Here is a 21,883-nt window from a genome sequence, read left to right on the forward strand (position 1 = left end):
TTGACCTCTTAGGACGTCCGACGTAAAAAACCGGCACTTTCAGAGGTCATTCATGTCTAAGGCACAAGCACTGCATAAGCTGATGTTGGTGGTAGGTCTTCTTTTTGCGATTTTAGTGGCGTTTCAATCACACGCGGCCGCTCCCGTATTACACACTATGCACGTGGATCTTTCACCGGGCTTGAAAATGATCAAGGGCCTGGATGTTGTGTCTTTTCCTCCGGGCTCTCCGCGCAAGCTGACTTTCATTTTACATAAAGACCTTCGCGTGAATGTTCTGAGCAAAGATGATTCGTTGACAATCGTAAACCGCGCCACAGGTAAAGAGTCTTATTCGGAATACGGTTTGCAACTCGGAAATTCCGACAATAAAGTGACCTTGGAGTTTTCGGGAATCATCTATGATCCCGTCATCGACAATGAGTCGCGCGGCTTAATTTCTAAAGAAGGCGTCGCCCTTTTTGAAGAAACCCATTGGTATCCTTCCTTTTTGGGCCAACAAAAAACTTACGACCTAAGCATTTCTCTTCCCGCAGACTGGCGAGCGTTAACACAGGGACAGCTCGTCAGTTCTGCGATAAATAAAGATAAACGTGAACAACGCTTCACCTCGATTTATCCACAAGAAGATATCACCTTGGTGGCCGGAGCTTTTCACGTTTATGAAATAAACCCTCCCGGCGCACCGAAAGTCGAAGTTTACTTAAAACAAGCCGATCCCACGCTAGCCCAAAGTTTTCTGTCTTTAGTGCCCGGATATATCGCCCACTACTCTCAAGAAATCGCCGCATACCCTTATTCCAATTTTGCCGTGGTTGAAAACTTTTGGGAGACTGGTTACGGACTTCCGGGATTTACGCTTTTAGGACCGACGGTGATTCGTTTGCCGTTTATTTTAAATTCTTCTTTGCCGCACGAAGTTTTACATAACTGGTGGGGTAACAGTGTTTTTGTCGATTACGATAAAGGCAATTGGTCGGAAGGTTTAACGACCTACATGGCCGATCACTGGCAGCAAGAGTTGAACGGTCAGGATGCTACTCACCGCTTAAAGACCTTGATCACTTATGCTGATTTCGTGGGGCAAAATCCGGCTAACGATTTCCCCGTTCGTCAGTTCCGCGGTCGTCACAATGCGAGCTCCCAAGCCGTAGGCTACGGAAAAACCATGATGATTTTCCGTATGCTCGAACTTCAGTTCGGTAAAGATCTTTTCAAAAAAGCCCTGCAAGATTTTTATAAAGAAAACCTATTCAAAAAAGCCTCTTTTGAAGACATTCAAGCAAGCTTTGAAAAGGTCACCGGACAAAATCTTTCGGCTTTCTTTTATCAGTGGCTGGATCGCAAAGGAGCTTTAGAGTTGGCTTTAGGTGACGTGAAAGTCAGCGCACTGGCTGACAACACCTTCACGACCACCTTTGGTCTTTTACAAAATCAAACCTTGGCCTATGACTTTATCGTTCCGCTGGTGTGGACATTGTCTTCGGGAGAAGAAGTTCGGCAAATCGCACGCCTGACTGACAAGGTTCAGTTTTTTTCTTTTTCTTCTCAGGTCGCCCCGGTGCGAGTGGCGGTGGATCCGCACTATGATCTTTTCCGCAAACTTTATTTGGAAGAACGCCCGGCCACTTTATCGTCGGTTTTAGGCAGCAAGGACGTGCATTTTTATTTAAACACCAAAGATGCGGGATCTGATGCGTTTGTAAAAAAATGGAGTGAGTCCATTGAAGGCGTTAAAACTTCTCACGATATGGTGGGAAGTTTTAATCCCATTGAAACAGGATCTTTAGTTCTGGTAGGTGATCGCCCCGAATTCCGGGAGTTTATGAAAGAACAATTGGCGGGACAAAAATGGGCGATGTCAGAAAACGGATATCAGATTTTCGGTGAGTCTTACTTGTGGAATGAAACTAGCACCGTGATCATTGCTCGTCGTAAACATAATCCCCAGCAAACAATCGTCTGGGTGCGCTGGCATAACGGTAACGACCCTGCCGAATGGGCGGGGCGCCTCACTCACTATGGAACTTTTGGGGTTTTGATCTTTAAAGGTCGCCCCAATGTTTTGAAAACGACCTGGCCGGTGACAAGCTCGCCCTTGATTCGCGCGCTTTAAGACCGCTCACGCGGTCCTTAAAAGTCTCTTAGTTTACATCCAACATCTTAACGACTTCTTCGGCATGTTCCGTTTCTAAACGGATCATCGAACGAATCATTTCCTCTAAGGCCACGTCGTCGCCGACGATTTTTAAAAGTTCTTTATATTTATTTAAAGCCGCTTGTTCGAAATCCAAGCTCTCTTTCAGGATGTCTAAAACTTTGTGAGTTTTCGTTTCCGGAACGGGCGCTACTCGTAATGTGGGGTGCCCACCATAAGACGTGATCTTTTCGCCGATTTGCGACGCATGTTGATAGCCCTCGTTCGCTTGGTCATGAAACCATTTAACGATGGGAATGCGGTTCGGACCTTTCACCATCAAAGCATAGTGAAGGTAACGGATCACACCAGAGGCTTCCATCTCCATGATCTCGTTTAATAGGGCGACAATCTTTTCATTTTTAGCTTCAACCATAAGGCCTCCTGTTTTTCAAAACCATGAGACCATTTTCTCAATACGTTTTCAAATAAAAAGAGCCCCCCTACGCTCGGTCGTAGATAAAACCTGACAATATCCGTCTCCACGACGTATGTCGCAGTCCGCTGACGTGAACGTCAGACGGCGAACCCATCCGCCGCAACCGCGAGCAACTTTGTCCTTCTTAAATTAAGCCCCACCGTTGAGCGCTAAGGAGATTGTGCGTCCGGCACAGAATGCGATAGTTAGATTCATTATCCAGCTTCAGCGCTGCGCGAATTTAAATTCAAATCCCGTCTCGAACTAATGGGAACGATGAAATCAATCCATTTAGCTTAGAGTCTTTCATTAAAGAAAATGACCTACTCTGCCATCCCACGAATATTCTTTATATAGAAACTTACCATAAAAAAACAAAAAGCCGCTTTTCAGCGGCTTTTTGTTTTTTTATTCATCATCCAACTCATCATCCCCGACAACGCCGAGGTTGTACTTTTCTATGCGATAACGCATAGATCGGAATGAAATATGAAGCAACTTGGCAGCCCGTTTTTTAACACCGCCTGCGGCGTGAATCGCTTTCACTAGCAATTCTTTTTCGATTTGCCCCATGACCTTATCAAGATCAACACCATCATCGCCGATTTCAATTTCGTTACTCGAAGCCATCTTGCGACCTGAAGCCGTATTCACCATCGGCGGCAAAGATTCTGGCAAGATTGTAGCTCCGCCTTCTAACGCGACCGTGCGTTCAATTAAGTTTTCAAGCTCACGCACGTTACCTGGGTAATCGTATTTTTTAAGAATTTCCATCGCCTCAGCACTGATCGCACCGATGGATTTATTCAAACGCTCGTTGTACTTCTTTAAAAAGTGATTTGCCAACAACGGAACGTCATCACGACGTTCACGCAAGCTTGGCGTTTTGATATTGATTACGTTTAAACGATAGAACAAATCTTGACGAAAGCCACCTTTAGCAACCATCTCTTCAAGGTTTCTATTAGTCGCCGCGATAATACGCACCTCGACTTTGTTGTCATCGGTCGCACCCACGCGGCGGATCACACGCTCTTGAATCGCACGAAGGAGTTTTACTTGGATGGTCAAAGGCAACTCGCCGACCTCATCCAAGAATAAGGTTCCGCCATCAGCCACTTCAAAAAGACCCGCTTTATCTGCCACCGCGCCGGTGAAAGAGCCTTTTTTATGACCGAACATTTCTGATTCCATAAGGTTTTCTGGAATGGCACCACAGTTCACGGTCACAAACGGACGGTCTTTTAAAGGTCCGTTATAGTGAATTGCCTTTGCCACAACCTCTTTACCGGTTCCAGATTCCCCGGTGATTAAAACGTTGGTTGGCGTCATCGCCACGCGTTTGACCATGTCGTAAATGGCATGCATGGCTTGGGAATTACCCACCATATTTTGGAACGAATATTCTTTAACTAATTCTTTTTTAAGGGTTCTATTTTCAACTTCCAAGTTGCGCGAACGAAGCGCGTTTTGGATGTTCATACGAACTTCGTCAATTTTGAACGGTTTCGTCAAATAATCGTAAGCGCCCATTTTCATGGCTTCAACGGCCGTCTCTGTCGTACCGAATGCCGTGATCAACATGAAAACAGTGTCGGGATAAGACTCTTTGACGTGCTTTAAAAGCTCGATACCTGTCACGTGAGGCATCTGCAAGTCAGAGATAATCATATCGAAAGTTTTTTTAGTCAGAAGGTCCTTTGCCTTTTGGCCGTCTTCCGCCAAAGTGACTTCATAGCCTTCTTTTTTCAGCATGATCTCTAAAAACTCGCGAATTGATTCTTCGTCATCGACAACAAGAATTCTCGACTTCATGTAATACGCTCCCAGTGCCTTTTGTTATGTACTATTTTGTCAGTGAGCCTTCGGGAAAGTCAAAATAAACTCGGTACCTACACCGACTTCACTCTCAACAAACACCTTTGCTCCATGGCCTTCTAAAATCTTGTGAGTCACAGCCAGACCAAGGCCTGTGCCTTTCGGTTTCGTCGTATGAAAGGGTTCAAACATTTTACGACGAGTCGTCTCTTTCATACCCGAACCCGTATCGCGAATGCGCAATTCAATTTCTTTGTCATGATTCAGTGCCTTGACCGTGATTTGCGCAGAAGCACTGTCCGCCATGGCCTGATATGAATTAAGGATGATGTTTAAAAATGCCTGTTTCAACTTATCTCGCCGACCCAAAATCATCAAGGAACCGCTGAATTCACGAACCTGATTCACATCTGCGCGAACTTGATTGTTCGTTTTCATCGATTCTAAAACTTCATTTAAAAGTGAGCTTAAATCCACCCGATCTGTGGGCGGAACTTCGGGACGAGAGTAATCTAAAAATTCAGTGATCAAATTATTTAAGCGATCAATTTCTCTTAAGATGATTTTCATTAACTTTTTATCGTCATCGTTGGAAACTGTTTGGCTTAACATCTCGATACTGCCGCTAATACCAGCAAGCGGATTGCGGATTTCATGCGCGATTCCCGCAGCTAATCCCCCAATCGCCGCCAGCTTTTCATTTTGACGAGCGGCATATTCCAACTGCCGAATCTTGGTGAGGTCTTCAAAAAGGGCAATGTTCAACTGGGCCTGAAGTTCCGGGCTATATACTTGGGATAAGGTCATGCCCAAAACTTTTTCATCTCCGTCTGCGGGTTGATATTTCACGTCACCGCGAAATGAACCCATTGATGAAAGATTCGGGAAAAGCTCTGTCCATGTGCGATCTAAGATATTTTCAACCCCTAAAAGCCCGGCAGCCATGGCGTTGGCCCTGACGAGCTCACCGGCGGGAGTGAAAGAGATCATGCCGCCCGGAATGTTTTCAACCAAAACTTCATTGAGCTCTTGCGCGGAACGCAGGCTTTGCCCAGTCTTTTTGAGCTCGGTTCCCACGGTCTGAAGTTGCTCACTTAAATAACCCGAAAGCCCCGCCACGGAGAAAAAAGCAATATTGTTTAAAGCCAAAAGAAAAAAGAAATTAAGTGCTTTCATTTCGGGGGAAAACAACGCCGCCCCGGAAAAAAAGATGCTGGTAAAGAGCGCCGCCGTCACCGCCCCCACACTGCGACACGCAATTCCGGCTAGCAGGATATTAACTAAATGCAAAAACAAGAATAACGACTGATTAATACCAGAATAAAAAATTAAAACTGAAATTAGAAAAGAATCTATGACAAAACCCGCAAATAACAACGCCGGTTTTGTTAAAAGCTTGTCCCAAAATGCGAAATACAAAACATGCAAAGAAAAGGCGATCGTCAAAATTCCATAAAAGGGACCAAGGATCGACCAGTTAACAAAGCCTTCTTGAAAAAGTGAAGATGCGACACTGATGAGCAAGATCAAAGCAAACAGACTGACCCGAGCAAACTCGACGATCAGTCCTTGGCTTTTATTTTGCTGAAAGGAAAGACTAAGGCGCACCTATCCCCCGCCAACCACGTCGGCCATACTAAAGATAGGAAGATACATGGCGATAACTAGAACGGCAATGATACCACCCAATACGACCATCAAAAGTGGCTCCAGCAATGAAGTCATGGCTTTCACCGACGTTTCCACTTCGTCTTCATAGAAGTCGGCAATTTTACCTAGCATAATATCCATGGTACCCGACTGCTCGCCGATCGAAATCATCTGAACAACCATGTCGGGGAAAGCTTTTTCTTTACCCAAAGGAGCGGCAAAAGTACGACCTTCGATCACCGACTGCTTTGAACGCATCAGCGACTGCTCAATCACAATATTGCCCGCGGTTTTTGCCGAAATCTCGATGGCTTCAATGAGTCCAACACCGGACCCAAGCAGTGTGGAAAGCGTGCGAGTTAAACGGGCAATCGCTGATTTTTGTACGACCTCTCCAAACACCGGGGCTTTCATTACAAATCGGTCAAAGGCATCACGGCCGGCATCTGTTTTAAGCCATTGCATAAAAAAGAAAGGCCCGACGACACAAAATCCGATATAGACATACCAGTTATGAATCATCGAATTACTTAACTGAACCACGAGCTGTGTTAAAAGAGGTGGTTCTTTACCTGAATTACTAAAGAATTCCATGAATTTTGGAATGATGAAAACCAAGATACCCGAAATAACGATCAAAGCGACGATGATGATCACCACCGGATAAACCAAGGCCCCTTTGACTTGGCCTTTGATTTTTTCAGATTTTTCCATGTAACTTGCAAGACGTTGCAAGATTCCGTCTAAGATACCGGCTTCTTCCCCAGCCTGGATCATATTCACATAAAGTTTATCAAACACATTCGGCACCTGCGCCATGGAATCGGCTAAACGCTTACCACCTTCAATCGAGGTCTTTACCTGGGCCGAAGCTTCTTTTAAAAGACCCGGACGCAAGCCTTCAGAAAGAATTTTTAACGAATCCACGACAGGGATACCTGCATTAATCAAAGTCGCAAACTGACGAGTAAAAATTTGTAAGTCTTTACCCTTAACACGCGCCGCAAAAAGGCTGGACGTTTTCCCCGCAGAAGTTCGGCTGCCACCAAACTGCACCAAGCGAAGAGGGGTTAATTTTCTAGCACGCAAACGAACGATCGCCTCTTGCTGAGAGGCGGCTTCAACCTCACCTTGCTCAATTTGTCCCGCGGCGTTTTTAGCTTGGTACTGAAACTTCGCCATGATTAAATTCCCACCTTCTTAAGAAGTTGATCTAAGTTGTCAGGATGTCTAGATGCTTCAAAGGCTGTTTTTAAGTCCACGCGACGACGAATCAAGTGCTGCAAAAGCGATTGATTCAAAGTCAAAATTCCAGAGTTTTCGGCAGAGTTGATAAGCAACTGCTCAACTCCTTTGAGGTTTTCCTCCGCAATTAAATCTCGCACTTCGGGTTTAGCCAAAAGCACTTCGTGGGCAAATACTTTTTCACCGGAAAGCCCTGCCACCGGGTACTGCCCCACGGCCATGCTTAAAACTTCCGCCAACCGAGGCGCCCCATGACGGCCATATTTTTCCGTCAACAATGATAAACATCGACGAAGCGCATTTGTGACCGATGGCGCTTTCATTGAATAGATCACGAACATGCCCCGTTCCGCGTAAGCTAAAGCTTCTTCGAAAGTCGCGTCATCTTCAAATCCATCATAAACCAACATATCTACGCCCGCGAGCAAACTGTGTTTATCTTCCGCCCGTGAAAACTGGCCGTTATGATAAATAAAACACGCCTTCTGTTCGCGCACTTGCGGAAAAGCCTTGGGCGAAAAGACCACGCCGGTAAAAGACTTTTCTTCAGATAATTTTTGTAAAAGGCGATGTAACGCCCACACTTGTCCCGCTTCGCCTGGGCCGCTGGTCAAAACCAGCCCCTTCATGCGCGCGCAGGTTTCACTCACCGAAGGAGGCAAGTGAATTTCCTGCTTGCCGCCGTCTAAATCCATATCCAACAACGCCTTCATGGTGCTATCTTGCTGAAAAAACGAAAAACCAATCCGCACAGTTTCAAAGGCGGCTTCACCTTGGACAGCACCCGTGGTTTCAAGCATCGCTTTTTGTTGAGAGCTTAAAAAACTTTGCTGCAGTAAATTCCACTCGGTCATCAATGCAGGAGAAGATCGTAAGCTCACCCAGCCCGAAGAAACGCGAATGCGCGGCTCACTGCCAACGACAAAAAGAAATTCTTCTGCTTTTTTTGCTTTTGCCTGCAATAGAAGATCCGTCAAACTCATTTTTATGTGTCCTTCACTGATGCATTGAGTACTTCTTCAATTGTTGTGATACCTTTTTTCAGTTTAATCAAAGCACTTCGGCGAAGGGTTCTCATCCCTTGCTCTCGCGCTAAATAGCGCAGCTGACCGGTAGAGGCTCCTTTTAAAATGGCCTCTTTCATTTTTTCGTTCATATGCATCAGCTCGAAAATAGCGGTCCGACCTTTGATGCCCGTGTTGTTACAATTCGCACAACCTTTACCGCGGAAAAGTTTATACTCACCAACCTCTGCCGGAACTACACCTAAGTTCAACAACGTCTGCTGTGGAACTTCAACCGGGGACTTACACGCTTCACACACTCGCCCTACTAAACGCTGGGCGACGATTAAGTTGACGGTCGAAGTAATAATATAGGGAGCCACGCCCATTTCTGTCAGACGAATCACCGTCGAGGGAGCATCGTTGGTATGCAAAGTACTTACGACCAAGTGACCTGTCGAGGCGGCTTTAAACGCGATCTCTGCCGTGTCGAGGTCACGAATCTCTCCCACCAGAATGATGTCCGGATCTTGACGCAAGAAAGACTTTAAAGCATTGGCAAAAGTGAGATCGATATCAGGATTCATTTGCACCTGATTGATCCCTTCTAAATTGAATTCCACCGGATCTTCTGCCGTCGAAATATTCACATCGGGCTGATTTAAGTCCGCCAGAGCCGAATAGATGGTGTTCGTTTTACCAGATCCCGTGGGGCCCGTGATCAAAACCATTCCTTGAGGCAAATTAATATTGGCCTTAAAGAGTTTTAAGTCATCCTCTTCAAAGCCGAGCTTGGTCATATCTAATTGCAAATTGGATTGATCCAAAAGACGCATAACCACTTTTTCACCGAAAAGTGTTGGCAGCACGCTGACACGAAAATCCATTTCTTTACCGCGACTGGTACGAACTTTCAAACGACCATCTTGCGGACGGCGTTTTTCGGCGATATCAAGCTTGGACATAATCTTAATACGCGAAGCAATCGCGGCGCCTGTCCCCGACGGAGGTGCTGTCGCCTCCACTAAGTTACCGTCAATACGAAAGCGGACACGGTATCTTTTTTCATAAGGCTCAAAGTGAATATCCGAAACTTTCTTACGAATCGCATCTGTCAAAATAGAGTTCACAAATTTAACAATCGGCGCGTCAGCGGTCCCACCGGCTTGGTCAATAACCTCGGCCGTAGAGCCTTGCATTTCGTCATCGAAATTTTCGGCTGACATCGCATCCAAAGATTTTGTACTGATGCTACCGCCGTAATACTTTTCAATGGCTGATTGGATACTGACTTCGGTCGCAACAACAGGTTGGATACGACATCGAGTGATGAAACGCAAATCCTCGCGAACCACGATGTTACTTGGGTCAGAAAACGCAACAACCAACGTCGTCCCCGCTTTTTGCAAAGGGACTAAAGTGTTCTTTTCACAAATCTCTTTTGGAACTAGAGCCGTAACACTTTGGTCAATTTGAAAGGTATTGACCTCAACTCCAGGTACGGCAAAGTTTTTTTCTAATGCTCGTAAGATCTGGTTTTCTTTAAGCAGTCCCATTTGAATGATGACGGCCGTAATCTTTAAACCTGATTTTTTTTGTTCTTCAACAACGGACGATAGTTGATCAGGCTTCAGCAAACCTTGCTTAACTAAAATTTCACCTATTTTAACTGAAGACATGTGTATTCCATCCTAGACAAAATGCTACATGAAGGTGCCATTTTTTGTAACTAGACGGAGGAAGGGTTTTCCTTCAAAAAGTCAGACCACAGCTGGACTATCTCTTCGTCGGTAATAAGATCATCAGCCCCTAGACGTTCTAACCACAGCCTCATAAGCGACTTCATCACCAACGTGTACGGCAAAACGCGTAAGTCTGCGCGCCGGGCTTCATCTAAAAGGGTGTTTGACTCCATCACCGAAGACAAATCTAAGGCAAAGCCTGACTGCTTCATAAAATTAAAATACGAAAGGTCCGTGAGCAAAGCTTTTTGGCTGGAAAGGTCCGCCGTGTTCACCACAATGCCCGCACTTGTCGCCTGCATGGTCAGCTCTTCCACCGCTAAAACATGAAATGCAATACCCAATTGCGAGCGCGAAAGAATTTTCTTTTGTATTTCAAGATCCGCACGCTCCCCTACTAAGAAAATTTCAGAAACACCCATTTCGGCAATCACCGCCGCGGCCACGCGACACAAAGGACCATCACCGATAACAAATGCGGGCGCGCGAATATCTAAATCCCGCGCTTCGGCAACAAAGACCCGACGCAAAACTTCATGAATCAATAATCGGGGGTACCAGCCGCCATGATCGGAAAAAAGTGAATCTAAAATTTCGACCGCCCGTACTTGGGTAGGTACGACATGAAATAAAGGCAAGATCGTCGGCGACTTCAAGGGATCCACGAAAGCCGCGGTGGCCCCGCCAAGAGCCTGCATGCTAAATTCGTCATGATGTTCAAAAACCCAATCCAGACCTTTTTTCTGCGCAAGAGATTGCAGAAAACGAAATGCCCAATGCGTGCCGGTCCCGAAATCAAGAATTTTGTGCGTGCTCATCAAAGTACCTTCTGGCTTCTTGAATATCTTTTTGGATCTGCTGTTTTAACTCATCAATTCCAGCAAACTTTTGCTCATCACGGATAAAATGCAAAAGATGCACTTCCACCTCAACCCCATAAAGTTGGGCATCGAAATCAAAAAGATGCGATTCGATTTTAATCGGACGCGCCGAGGATCCGTCCGAAAATGTCGGATTCACTCCGATGTTAGTGATGGACGGATGGAAATGATTTCCCACCTTCGTCAAAGTGCAATAAACACCTTGGCGCGGAATGAATTCCACATCGGGATGAATATTGGCCGTCGGCACACCGATCGTCCGTCCCCGCTGGAAGCCTTGCTCGACATGCCCTCGGACATAGTAACTGCGCCCTAAAAGATCATTGGCTAAATCTACATTCCCATCACGCAAAGCCTGACGAATGCGCGTTGAAGAGACAACCCCATTATGATCTTGAAACGGCGGAATCACGATCAAACGAATGCCGTTGTCGGCGCAGAATTTTTCCAAGAAAGAAATATTTCCCCCGCGGTTGGCCCCGAACGAAAAGTCATGGCCGACCACTAAAGTTTTAGGATGCAGGTTTGCCACGAGGTATTTTTGTAAGAACTCATGGGCGGAAATCTGAGAAAAATCAGCAGTGAAATTTTCGATCACTAGCATTTCCATACCCGCTTTTTCCAGCTGTTCTTCCTGGTCTTTGAGATCAAAAAGGCGAAAAGTCGGTCTTTCGGGGTGCAAAACCTTCACCGGATGAGGGTGAAAAGTATAAACCACGGAAGGCACGCCAAAAAAACGCGCCTCGCGAACCACCGTCTCGACCAGTTGCTGGTGCCCCCTGTGGACACCATCAAAATTGCCTATAGTGACGACGGATCCCGTGACGGGGTTTTTTAAGCTTTTTATACCCGAGATAACTTGCATATTTTTCAAATATACCTGTTTCTGCGCGATCCGGTAAGTGCTTTTAATGGTTGAATTTTTTAATAAATTTGCTATGTTGCGACGCGTGCAAAAGACCCCTTCAGAACACCTCAAATTCCGGATCGAACTTCTGCTTCGATACTTCTCTCGCCGAAAAGGGTTTTGGCTGCGTTGTATTTTGTGCTGGGCGATTGGCTGTATCGCCCTTTCCAATGACGAAATCATGTCCTATGACGAACGCTTCCAATTGCGAGGTGATCAAAAAGCGTCAGAACAAATTGTTTTGGTGACCATTCGTCAAAGTGATTTCGCGATGATCTATGATGCCCGCACCAATTTTTTGGATAATATGAGCGAAGTGACGGACATCACGGACAGCTTTTTTTGGAATAAGGAAATCTGGCAAGAGCTTTTAATTAAAATCCTTCGCCAAGACCCCGAGTCTGTCGGCGTAACACTTTATTTTGGCGACAACGTCGGCACCTTGCGACTCACCAACGAAGAATACCGCCTGTTTATGGATCCCCGCGTGGTGTGGGCCTCCACCACCAACAGTTTAGAGCGCATCTTGACCCCGATCTTTACCAATCGGGAGTTTAATAACTTAGGCAACAATGAGCTTCGCCGTGACGAAGACGGCGTGGTTCGCAGGGTCTTCCCCCAACGCCAAGAAATGCCCCACCTGGTGGAAAAAATCACGGGTAAGAAATTTCCAACTACGATGGCGGGTCTTCCCATCAACTTTCGCGGATCGGGGCGAGTTTTCACTCAGTACTCTTTAAGTGAAATTCTTTATGACGAAGTTCCCTATGATGCCTTTAGAAACAAGATCGTTCTTATTGGCGCAGAGACTTCCTCGGGCCCCGTCTACATGACCCCGATGGGGACTTTATCGCGCGCAGAAATCTTAGCCCATATCACCGACACGGTTTTAGGCAGTAAATGGATCAAGCGCTTGCCATTCTGGTGGTATGCATTTGGTTTTTTCTTTTTGATGATGCTCGCGGTCTTTTTGATCACGACCTATCCCCAATCCGTGGCGCTGTTTTTTATTGGCTGGATTGGAACCCTGCTGGCCGCCCTTTCGGCGTGGTTTTTTGATACGTTTTTCTTTTGGTCGCCGGCCCTCTCGCCGTTTGTTTTGTTAGCCGCATGTTGGATTATCTTTATCGGCTATCAAGCCACCAAGATTGAAAGAAAGAATTTTCGCTTGCAGCAAGAACAACAATACCTGCAAGAGCTAGAACAATTAAAAAACAATTTCGTCAGTCTGATTTCGCACGACCTTAAAACGCCGATCGCAAAAATCCAAGCCATCATTGACCGCCTGTTGGTGCAACACCACGCGGAGGAGTTAGGTACGGATTTAAGATCCTTGCGCCTTTTCAGTGACGAACTCAATCGCTATATCCAATCTATTTTAAAAGTTTTGCGAGTTGAATCGCGTGATTTTAAAATTCATACAGATGTCGCCGATATTAACGAAGTGATTGAAGAAGCCTTGCAAGCATTGCGTCCTTTAGCGCGCGAAAAAAGTATTGCGATTCATACTACGCTGGAACCGATGTTTTCATTAGAGTTTGACACCACCCTGATAAAAGAAGTGGTCATCAATCTGGTTGAAAATGCAATCAAGTACACACCGCCAGGTGGCAGTATCGAAGTGATTTCTGAAGAGGCCGAAGAGGACGTCCGCGTGATTGTCAAAGACACGGGCGAAGGTATTAAGCCCGAAGATATGGAAAAAGTCTGGGGCAAATTCACACGCGGCAGCGACCAAGATTTGCGCTCTAAGGGAACGGGCTTGGGTTTGTATTTAGTTAAATATTTTATTGAACTGCATGGAGGAAAAGTGAAAATGGAAAGCGTTTTGGGTCAAGGGACCAGCGTTTCTTTCACTTTGCCTTTGGATTCCGAAATTGAAAATGAGGTGATGGTATGATCAACAAATTAAACACCCTGATCGTGGATGACGAAGCCGAATTACGCCGTTCGGTGATTTCGATTTTAAAAACGTCCATGCCCGAAATCGATTTTGAAATCGAAGAAGCCTCGACCGGCAAAGAAGCTTTTGAAAAAGTTCAGGCAAAACAATGGGACCTGGTTTTGATGGACGTCAAAATGCCAGAGATGAACGGCATTGAAGCCTTAACGGCCATCAAAGAACATGATCCGCGCACATTCGTCATGCTGATGACCGCACACTCGAATTTGCATGACGCCGTTTTAGCGATCAAAGAAGGCGCTTACGATTACGTTGAAAAGCCCGTCAAACCGGAACTTCTTGCAGAGATCGTTCGTAAAAGTATTGAAGCTCGGGACTTGGTTTCAAGCTTGGCCCTTTCTAATCCGGTGTTTGATGACGATATCGAAAGCGAATTTGTCGGCGACACCTCAAAAATGAAAGAGGTCTTTAACTTGATCTATCGCTTGTGCAAAGTCGATACGACAGTTCTTGTTCGCGGTGAAAATGGAACCGGCAAAGAACTGGTGGCCCGTGCGATTCACTTTAACTCTCCTCGTAAGTCGGGCAGCTTTGTCGCGATCAATTGCGGAGCAATCCCCGAAAGCTTGATGGAAAGTGAACTTTTTGGCCACGAAAAAGGGGCTTTCACCGGGGCGGTGGAAAGAAAGATCGGCAAGTTCCAAGTCGCCAATAACGGAACTTTGTTCCTAGATGAAATCGGAGAATTAAAACCCGACATGCAAGTGAAGCTTTTGCGGGTTTTACAAGATCGCAAGTTCACGCCTGTCGGAAGCAATCGCGAAGTTAAAACCACCACCCGCATTATTGCTGCCACCAATCGTAACTTGGAAAAGATGATGGAAGAAGGCACATTCCGCGAAGACTTGTTTTACCGCCTGAATGTCATGCCCATCTTCATGCCTCCTTTACGTGAGCGCACGGATGACATTGATGCCTTGGTGCAAAATTTCATTAAGAAGTTTGCAAAACAGCACGGTCGCGTGATTTCTGGCGTGTCGCCAGAGGCGTTAGATATGCTAAAATCTTATCGTTGGCCGGGAAATATTCGCGAGCTTGAAAACGTCATTGAACGCGCCTTTATCGTAGAAAACTCGCACGTGATTTCAGTGGATTCATTGCCAGATTCCATTAAACTTTCCCCTAAAGAAAGTCCGGATAAGACGACGAACGTAGGTTATTCAGGTCCCTTGGATTTTGATGCCTTTAAAGAAGAGATGGAAAAAGAATTTATCATCAGTGCTTTAAAAGCCAATAACGGTCGGATCAATCAAACTGTGGCTCAAGCCAATATTCCGAAGAACACTTTGCTGCGTAAAATCCGTAAATACGGCATTAACGTGAAAGATTATACTAGCGAAGAATAAATCCAGCGGTGCGAAGGACATCCTCGGCCGGGATGCCCTTCATGCACTCATGGGTGCCGATCGGACAGACATGATGTCCATGTTTGCCACAAGGTCGGCACTTTAATCCATCACGCTGTACCACATAACTTTGTGCAGACCAGGGGCGATAGCCAAACTCCAAAATGGTGGGCCCAAACACCGCAATCAGCGGCGTTTCACAGACAGCCGCCAAATGTGTTGAGGCACTGTCATTACCAATCACTAAAAGTGATCTTGCGATCAATTGCGCGGACTCAAAAATCTTCGTCTTTCCTGCTAACGAGATAGAGCCCGGGATTTGTTTGGCCACGGATTCGGCCAAGGCTTCTTCACCAGGGCCCCCCATGACATAGACTTGAAAACCTTTTTCCATCAGGGCTTTGCCTGATTTCACGAATCCCTCTTCCGTCCAACGCTTGGTCGCCCACACACTGCCCGGAAAAAGCAGAACGGCTCTGCCTTCGTCAAATCCGTGAAGAGGATATTGGGCCTTTAAGCTCTCCCACACGTCGGTGCGCTCTAAAATCTGATGACGCAAACTCATCGACGCCCATACGGGGGGCGCAGGCAACCTTCCCATTTCACCGGGCAAATAAGGACGCTCCATCTGTGCATATTTAGCGATATCCTGCTCTAATTGCGGATCTTCACTAGAAAGAAGGCTTAATTGACGAATGGAATCCGGCAGAGCGGGATTTTTAATCGAACGCTTCGAAAAAACCAAAAAGTTCCATGATTTTTTAAAGGTGACTTTATGTTTGGCTTTTATTTGCGCGCAGAAAAAAACCGTGCGCATGGATTCATGCGGAGAAATCAGATGATCAACTTCGACAAATTTTAAATGTTCTAGGATTTTTGCGTAAGTTTCTGATCGGCCTTTTTCGATTTCAAAGACTTGATCGACCAGCTTAGCCTGTAAAAAGAAATCCCCAAAGCCTTTGCGACAGACTAACGCCAGCTTATGTTGTGGCCACAGCTCTCTCGTTTTTTTGAGGAGCGGAATCGAGAGGAGCAAGTCCCCCAGAAAGGCCGTTTGTACAACAAGATTTAATGGCATCCATCAGTTCCTTTAGCGAAACTTGATCGTAGCACATTATGCTTTTTTCACAAGTCCTCTTCCAACAAGGACTGCACGGGCTTTGTGAAAGGACCTTAAATCCCCTGTCATAAAGATCAATTTCTTGCGCGCATGTTGGGCCAAACCAAGCCACCACTTGTTTGCTTTGAGAAATCGCCATATGCATGCCCAAGCTGTCACCCGTCACGACCACATCACAGGCAGCAATACTGACAAGACCGTCGCGCAGACCCGATTCGGTGTCAGAATTAATCACATCAAGACCGTAAGAGATGCGCTGATTTCTTTCGGTGTCTTCGGGGCCACCCAAAAGAACAATCTGCATGTGCGGCATTTTGGCGCGCAGTTTTAAAATTAATTCGCGGTGCATTTCAACGGAAAGCTTTTTATAGGCAATGACTGAACTGCATCCCGTATTTAAACCAATGATTCCTTGATAACTTCCCAGCCATTTTGCTTTGCGTTCTTGGGATTTTTTTTCTTCTCCCGCGGTGAGTGGCAGCCAGTATTCATCGCGACGAAATTCGCCTAATTCCAAGGCTTCAATCATCAACTGGGTTTCAGGCTTTTTATTTTCGAAAAACTTTTTATTATTATCTAATCCCAGGGACCATAATTCCTCAGCCGCCGTGGTTGCGGGAATGATGGCGCCGTTCACCGGATGGGATTTAAATCCGTATATCTGATCCACAGTGGTTCTTTTAATAACCCCTACGGCTTTAAGCGATTTATCGACGACAAAGGCGATTTCAAATTCCAAAGCGCTCAGCTGCAACATGTCGTTTTCGTTCGTGGTTAAAACGCGATCAATTGCCGGATGATTTGTAAGCAAGTGGTGGGCCGGTGCATCTGTCACCCACGTGATCATCGATCCCGGATATTTTCTTTTTATCGCACGCAAATTAGCCGTACTGCGAACAACGGCACCTAACGCGCCTAAGTGAACAATTAAAATGGAGGTCGTCGGAATATCGAGATGTGCACACTGCTGATTGCAGGTAGTATTTTTAGGACATGGTTTGTATCCGGTAAAATGACGACAGCCGATAACACTCATTTTTTGATTGTATCCTGACAACGAGGTCTATTTGAAAATTCCTATGGTCTGGGTCAGGACCTAGGGCCTTGTCGTAGTGGAGGATTTTTTAGATTCAAGACCTTTGGCGGTCAGCTTTCGCCGACGAATGGCCGATAAGTTCAAGCACGATGAAAATTGAAAAAGAGCCCGTCACCTTAAAGAACTTTCAGCTGACACCTTCTGGTCAAAACCAAGGGGGGCAGCTGGCTATTGATGGAAAAAATTTTAAGCTGAATTCGTTGCAGTTTTCATATGCCGACGTTCTAAAAAATGCGGGAACCATTGAAGGCCTGGTGCAATTTTATTTAGGCCAAGGGTGGTTAGTCCATTTTCGTGAACTGTATGCACTGATAGAGTTTATGGTGAACGAAAATATCATCACCAATCCGTCGTTTAAAGCTTACATCAATCGTGAAACCGGATTTGATGGGACATCACAAACAGCATCAAAAACTATTTCCGTTTCTGCTACCACCCTGCCTTTTTTTAGATCCTTAGAAAAAAATGTGGCGGAACATTTATTAAAGAACTCTGCGCGGGAAAAAGTCTCCGCTCAAACCAAACTTATCACCGCCGGCGGCAAAGATCGCGATTTGTTCATTCTGCTTGACGGACAGGCTGGCATTTACCGTGTAATGAATGAAAAGCAGCGCCAACTCGTATCCGTGCTCAACCCCGGGGCTCTTTTTGGCGAGCGTGGTTTTCTTTTAAACCAACCTCGCACTGCCGATATCGTCACCACCAAACCCAGCGAAATCTTGCGCGTCCCTCATTTAGCTGAATTTGATCAACTGATTCGGTCCGACAAAGCACAAAGCCTGCAACATCGCTTTTGGGTTTTACAGGCCCTTTCAAGTTCGCCGTTTTTTAAAGATCTTCCGAATGACAGCTTAGACAATTTGATTTTTTCTGGAAAATTGGTGCAAACCAAAGCCGGACAATGTCTTTTTGCCGAAGGCCAAGCCGGCAACACGTGTTACATCGTGATTCAAGGAAGCCTTGTCGTCAGCCAAAAAGGAAAGAACATCAATGTGATGAACCAAGGCGCTTGCTTTGGGGAAATTTCTCTATTGGCTTCAGGCGGAAAACGCACCGCCACCATCACTGTGCAACAAGATGCGATTTTATTAGAAATCAACCAGGCGGGTTTTTATCGCGTGCTCGCACAGAACTTAATCTTAGCTAAAGAGATCGAAGCACTGGCGGCTCAGCGTCTGCAAAAAGATCGCGATCGCGCATAATATCTGGTCTCTTGCCCAACACTTCAGTTCGCCAATGCGGGGGACCGCACTCGCGGGCCTTTCGTTTCGCTAACGCAAAAAAATCAATCAACCCAATAAGCATGGGACCGCGGAGTGTGACCCCGCTCACAACGTTCGCGTTCCTCGCCGTTTAAAGCCATAAAGCAAGATTTGCCTTCTTTTAAATGCTCACACCATCCGCGGTCGACGGAGTTGTTAGTCGCCATAAAACAAGATTTTCCGCCGGCATAAGCCTCGCAGAGCTCCCTCTCACGTCCATCTAAGGCCATGAAACAACTCTTGCCCTCTCGGCAGACTTCGCAGCGGCCTCGTTCAACGCCGTTGTATTGAATGAAGCACGATCCGGATTGATTGCGATCATCACTGCACGTGCGTGCTCCGGCCCCGCTCACTGAAAAAATGGATAGCATGACAAAGCAATAAAAACGGATCATAAATCTCCCTACGTTCTGGCGGTTTGTTTTCGCACCGGAGGTTGCAAGGGCGGTGCCATCAAAACTGTGGTCACTATGACTCTCCATGCGCGTCAAAAGAGGTGACTTACAGACTCCGTTATGAGTTGATTAAGACTCAAAGGACTTGAAAATTAAGGAGAAACGGCATGAGTGTTCGACTTTATCTCGCAGGATTTTTTGTGGCGACGACGTCTTTGTTTTCATTTAACGCCTTTGCGGCAGACAATAGCACCCCCATTGAAATAGCCCTATTCCCGCCCGTTCAGTTCCCGAGTCCCGATTTTGCGGTTCGTGGACTTCGTTTAAGTGTCGTCGGGCAAAACCGTGAGGCTCATGGTCTTGATCTCGCGTTGATCGGCAATATGACCAAACAAAAATTCACCGGGGTGGCCATCGCGGGTTTATTTAATTACAATGCCGTCGGTGCGGACATAATTGGTCTTCAGCTGGCGGGCCTCGCGAATTTAAACGATGTCTCTAGCCGTCTTTATGGATTTCAAGTTGGCGCATACAATCGAGTGGGAAAAGTGTACGGCGTGCAGATTGGTTTGGTTAATTCCGCTCGCGAATTGCACGGGATTCAAATTGGATTGATTAACTTTAATGACGCGGGTCCGTTTAAGGCTTCACCGATTATCAACGTCGGTTTTTAGAAAACAGATAGCTCTCGCCCGGTGACACTTTGTCCTGGCGTAAGTTTTGCTAGTTCCGTTCTCGTTCAATAATGAACCAGGAACCAGGGGGAACTCGATGAAACTATTGGTCACTATGATCGCGACTTTTTTAACCACTCAAGCCTTTGCACTGCCCGTCACCAAAGTATTAATCCAAGGCCGAAGCACCGTTCGCTTGATGAACGCGGATGGCACACCCAATACGGGATCTCGCTACACTCCTTTTCCGGGATCCAAAGAAGTTGCTGATCAGCTTCACCAAAATAGGGCAAGTGAGGCCGAAATCTGCGAAGTTGAAATGGTCACTCCGCAGTTGCTCCATGAGTCCATCGCTATTATTTACAGCATTGATAGATGCACAGCTTATCAATTCCCTAAATAATAGACCTCTTAAGTCATTTCCACAAAGCGGCGCTAATCGGTATCTAGACAAATCCCTTAAGCGCCTGCACTTAGAGAAGATTATCAATAAAACTCAATAAAGCTTCTTTTTCCTCGCTCGTTATATGACCCGAAGGTGGCATTTGATCAGAGCCGTGAGAATAAATTCTTCTTTCAATATTTTGTCTTAAACGCGCCCCCGGCGATCTCAAAATCTGCGCTAACATCCAAGGATCATTAAAAGGAATGAACGGTGCCTCAAAAACCGTGTTGCCCAATCCTTCAGAATGGCACTTGCTGCATCGACTTAAAAGGGGCCGAGAGGAAGTGTCTTCACGAAAAGAGATAAAATCACTTTCTAACAAACTCGGAGCGGCCTGTTTTTCAATAGATGCTTGTAAAGAATCGCAATCCAGCCATAGCACGGATCTGTTGGGTGAAAAATTCTGAACCTTGATATTAATACCTTCAAAAATATCCGGTCTGAGTTCATACAGTGCCGCTGCAAATTCGGCCGTGTATAGCCCCGGCGATGTTATTAACGTGTCATTACCAAAAAGGCTGGAAGAAAGGTCGCGAGAATCAATGCCGCCCAAACTTAAAATCCAGCGCATGTAGGCCAACCACTGAGATTCAAAACTAAGCCGATCATGGTCCACCTTAAATAAAAATTCTTGTTCCGGGAAAATCGTGAACAGCTGTTTATCTAAAAAATTTTTAAAGTGGCTGCGCGCTTCGGCCTGATCCTTCATAAACTGATCCAGCCGGGCCAGATCTTGGCTGCTTACTTGGATGTATTTCTTCATCTTTTCAAGTGAAGGCTTGGCATCAAAATAGTTCGACTCCCCGATACACTGACCTATCACGGCTAAAAATGGTTTTGCGATCTTATCAAAACCGCTGCCCTTTTTCAGATGATGAGTGATCCATCGCCCCTGATTTAAGCCGCTAATATACAACGTAAATGCGGTGACTTCTTCTTTTCCGGGAGTGAAATCATCTGGCAAATGTAATTTTGAAAGCAGCGGAGATCTTGGCGCATTTTGCTTTAAGTTGGCAAAGGCCTGATGTTCTTGCTTAGTTCCCAGGGTGCCAACAGCACTTCCGTAGGTGTTAGGCCAGAAATCATAAGGATTCCACAGCGCGCGTGAAGGTGAACCATGACAAGTCAGACAAGATTTGGGATTAGATTCAAGCCTGGCGCCCTTTTTTTCGAAAGTGATCTCATGCAGACTGACTTGATACGTTTTTGGATCGGTCGTCAGAATTTCCACCCGACGATTTTTTTGCTCCGGCGATTCACTGAAAGCGTAGGCATTGCCTCCGCCAAACAAAATGATTCGAGGATGAGCTAAGGAACTTAGCTGCTGGCTTTCACTGCGATGAACCAGGATGAAATTTTCTTTTAATTCCGGGTAAGACACCAGAAATGACAGGACGTCGGCATCGCTCTTAAAGTGGGCAAGATTTTTTTGGAGCTCTGCCACCCCCGGCGCAGATTCGCTAAAAAGGCCGTTTGAAATAATTTTTCCGTCATTAGTTATTGAGCGCAGATAGCGCAGAAAATCTTCTTTAGCCAAAGCCGGCTGAGCCAGGCCTAAGCCTGCTAAAAGGATCCATCGAAGCATTTTTCCCCCTCAAGAAAAATCGAAAGTCCTTCGTACCGACAATACTTGTGAGGGTAAATACAATAATTCTAATGCGAACTCTAAGAGTTCCTTATGGAACGATGTTAATACTTTTCTGTAAGCAAAATAGATGTT

At 45.9% G+C, this 21,883-nt stretch carries 18 protein-coding genes; 6 read left to right on the forward strand and 12 right to left on the reverse strand.

Going from position 1 to position 21,883, the window contains the following annotated elements:
- Nucleotides 1–52 precede the first annotated feature (52 nt).
- Nucleotides 53–2,116: a M1 family metallopeptidase gene (locus AZI86_RS12145; protein WP_061835454.1), complete on the forward strand. Its 2,064-nt coding sequence runs from the start codon at nt 53–55 to the stop codon at nt 2,114–2,116.
- A gap of 28 nt (nt 2,117–2,144) precedes the next feature.
- Here AZI86_RS12145 and AZI86_RS12150 read toward each other — a convergent pair whose 3' ends face one another.
- The 8 genes from AZI86_RS12150 to AZI86_RS12185 form a co-directional block, all read right to left on the reverse strand.
- Nucleotides 2,145–2,573, reverse strand: a complete 429-nt coding sequence (locus tag AZI86_RS12150; protein ID WP_061835455.1) for a ferritin-like domain-containing protein — start codon at nt 2,571–2,573, stop codon at nt 2,145–2,147.
- Between the two features lie 450 nt (nt 2,574–3,023).
- Nucleotides 3,024–4,430, reverse strand: coding sequence for a sigma-54-dependent transcriptional regulator (locus AZI86_RS12155; protein WP_061835456.1), 1,407 nt, complete (start codon nt 4,428–4,430; stop codon nt 3,024–3,026).
- Between the two features lie 39 nt (nt 4,431–4,469).
- The gene (locus AZI86_RS12160) at nt 4,470–6,041 is read right to left on the reverse strand and encodes a two-component system sensor histidine kinase NtrB (RefSeq protein WP_061835457.1); all 1,572 of its coding nucleotides are present in this window, start codon (nt 6,039–6,041) and stop codon (nt 4,470–4,472) included.
- Nucleotides 6,042–7,265, reverse strand: coding sequence for a type II secretion system F family protein (locus AZI86_RS12165; protein WP_061835458.1), 1,224 nt, complete (start codon nt 7,263–7,265; stop codon nt 6,042–6,044).
- A 2-nt stretch (nt 7,266–7,267) separates the two neighbouring features.
- Nucleotides 7,268–8,311 carry a hypothetical protein gene (locus tag AZI86_RS12170; RefSeq protein WP_061835459.1) on the reverse strand — a complete coding sequence of 348 codons (1,044 nt, stop codon included), beginning with the start codon at nt 8,309–8,311 and terminating at the stop codon, nt 7,268–7,270.
- A 2-nt stretch (nt 8,312–8,313) separates the two neighbouring features.
- The gene (gene pilB, locus AZI86_RS12175; protein ID WP_061835460.1) at nt 8,314–10,011 is read right to left on the reverse strand and encodes a type IV-A pilus assembly ATPase PilB; all 1,698 of its coding nucleotides are present in this window, start codon (nt 10,009–10,011) and stop codon (nt 8,314–8,316) included.
- A 50-nt stretch (nt 10,012–10,061) separates the two neighbouring features.
- Complete coding sequence (locus AZI86_RS12180) at nt 10,062–10,892, reverse strand: hypothetical protein (protein WP_061835461.1); 831 nt, start codon at nt 10,890–10,892, stop codon at nt 10,062–10,064.
- Nucleotides 10,870–11,820 (reverse strand): bifunctional riboflavin kinase/FAD synthetase, encoded by a 951-nt coding sequence (locus AZI86_RS12185; RefSeq protein ID WP_061835462.1) that lies wholly within the window; start codon nt 11,818–11,820, stop codon nt 10,870–10,872. Before AZI86_RS12185 ends, AZI86_RS12180 begins: the two co-directional genes overlap by 23 nt.
- Nucleotides 11,821–11,866: 46 nt before the next feature.
- Between AZI86_RS12185 and AZI86_RS12190 the strand changes: the two genes are divergently transcribed.
- Nucleotides 11,867–13,762 carry a CHASE2 and HATPase_c domain-containing protein gene (locus AZI86_RS12190; RefSeq protein WP_253715915.1) on the forward strand — a complete coding sequence of 632 codons (1,896 nt, stop codon included), beginning with the start codon at nt 11,867–11,869 and terminating at the stop codon, nt 13,760–13,762.
- The gene (locus tag AZI86_RS12195; protein ID WP_061835463.1) at nt 13,759–15,171 is read left to right on the forward strand and encodes a sigma-54-dependent transcriptional regulator; all 1,413 of its coding nucleotides are present in this window, start codon (nt 13,759–13,761) and stop codon (nt 15,169–15,171) included. The genes AZI86_RS12190 and AZI86_RS12195 overlap by 4 nt, the downstream gene beginning before the upstream one ends.
- Here AZI86_RS12195 and AZI86_RS12200 read toward each other — a convergent pair.
- Both AZI86_RS12200 and AZI86_RS12205 read right to left on the reverse strand, forming a co-directional pair.
- The gene (locus AZI86_RS12200) at nt 15,158–16,249 is read right to left on the reverse strand and encodes a glycosyltransferase family 9 protein (protein WP_061835464.1); all 1,092 of its coding nucleotides are present in this window, start codon (nt 16,247–16,249) and stop codon (nt 15,158–15,160) included. The genes AZI86_RS12195 and AZI86_RS12200 overlap by 14 nt on opposite strands.
- Nucleotides 16,152–17,327, reverse strand: coding sequence for a glycosyltransferase family 9 protein (locus AZI86_RS12205; RefSeq protein WP_253715916.1), 1,176 nt, complete (start codon nt 17,325–17,327; stop codon nt 16,152–16,154). Before AZI86_RS12205 ends, AZI86_RS12200 begins: the two co-directional genes overlap by 98 nt.
- Nucleotides 17,328–17,476: 149 nt before the next feature.
- On the opposite strand from AZI86_RS12205, the gene AZI86_RS12210 reads away from it, so the two are divergent.
- Nucleotides 17,477–18,589, forward strand: a complete 1,113-nt coding sequence (locus AZI86_RS12210; protein ID WP_061835465.1) for a cyclic nucleotide-binding domain-containing protein — start codon at nt 17,477–17,479, stop codon at nt 18,587–18,589.
- Between the two features lie 83 nt (nt 18,590–18,672).
- On the opposite strand, the gene AZI86_RS12215 is transcribed toward AZI86_RS12210, so the two are convergent.
- Nucleotides 18,673–19,044 carry a hypothetical protein gene (locus AZI86_RS12215; protein ID WP_157684699.1) on the reverse strand — a complete coding sequence of 124 codons (372 nt, stop codon included), beginning with the start codon at nt 19,042–19,044 and terminating at the stop codon, nt 18,673–18,675.
- 167 nt (nt 19,045–19,211) lie between these two features.
- Between AZI86_RS12215 and AZI86_RS12220 the strand changes: the two genes are divergently transcribed.
- Both AZI86_RS12220 and AZI86_RS12225 read left to right on the forward strand, forming a co-directional pair.
- The gene (locus tag AZI86_RS12220; protein ID WP_061835467.1) at nt 19,212–19,718 is read left to right on the forward strand and encodes an LA_2272 family surface repeat-containing protein; all 507 of its coding nucleotides are present in this window, start codon (nt 19,212–19,214) and stop codon (nt 19,716–19,718) included.
- 97 nt (nt 19,719–19,815) lie between these two features.
- Complete coding sequence (locus AZI86_RS12225; protein WP_061835468.1) at nt 19,816–20,121, forward strand: hypothetical protein; 306 nt, start codon at nt 19,816–19,818, stop codon at nt 20,119–20,121.
- Nucleotides 20,122–20,191: 70 nt separating this feature from the next.
- Here AZI86_RS12225 and AZI86_RS12230 read toward each other — a convergent pair whose 3' ends face one another.
- Nucleotides 20,192–21,748 (reverse strand): hypothetical protein, encoded by a 1,557-nt coding sequence (locus tag AZI86_RS12230; RefSeq protein ID WP_061835469.1) that lies wholly within the window; start codon nt 21,746–21,748, stop codon nt 20,192–20,194.
- Nucleotides 21,749–21,883 lie beyond the last annotated feature (135 nt).

It is taken from the genome of Bdellovibrio bacteriovorus (assembly GCF_001592735.1).
Taxonomy (GTDB): Bacteria; Bdellovibrionota; Bdellovibrionia; order Bdellovibrionales; family Bdellovibrionaceae; genus Bdellovibrio; species Bdellovibrio bacteriovorus_D.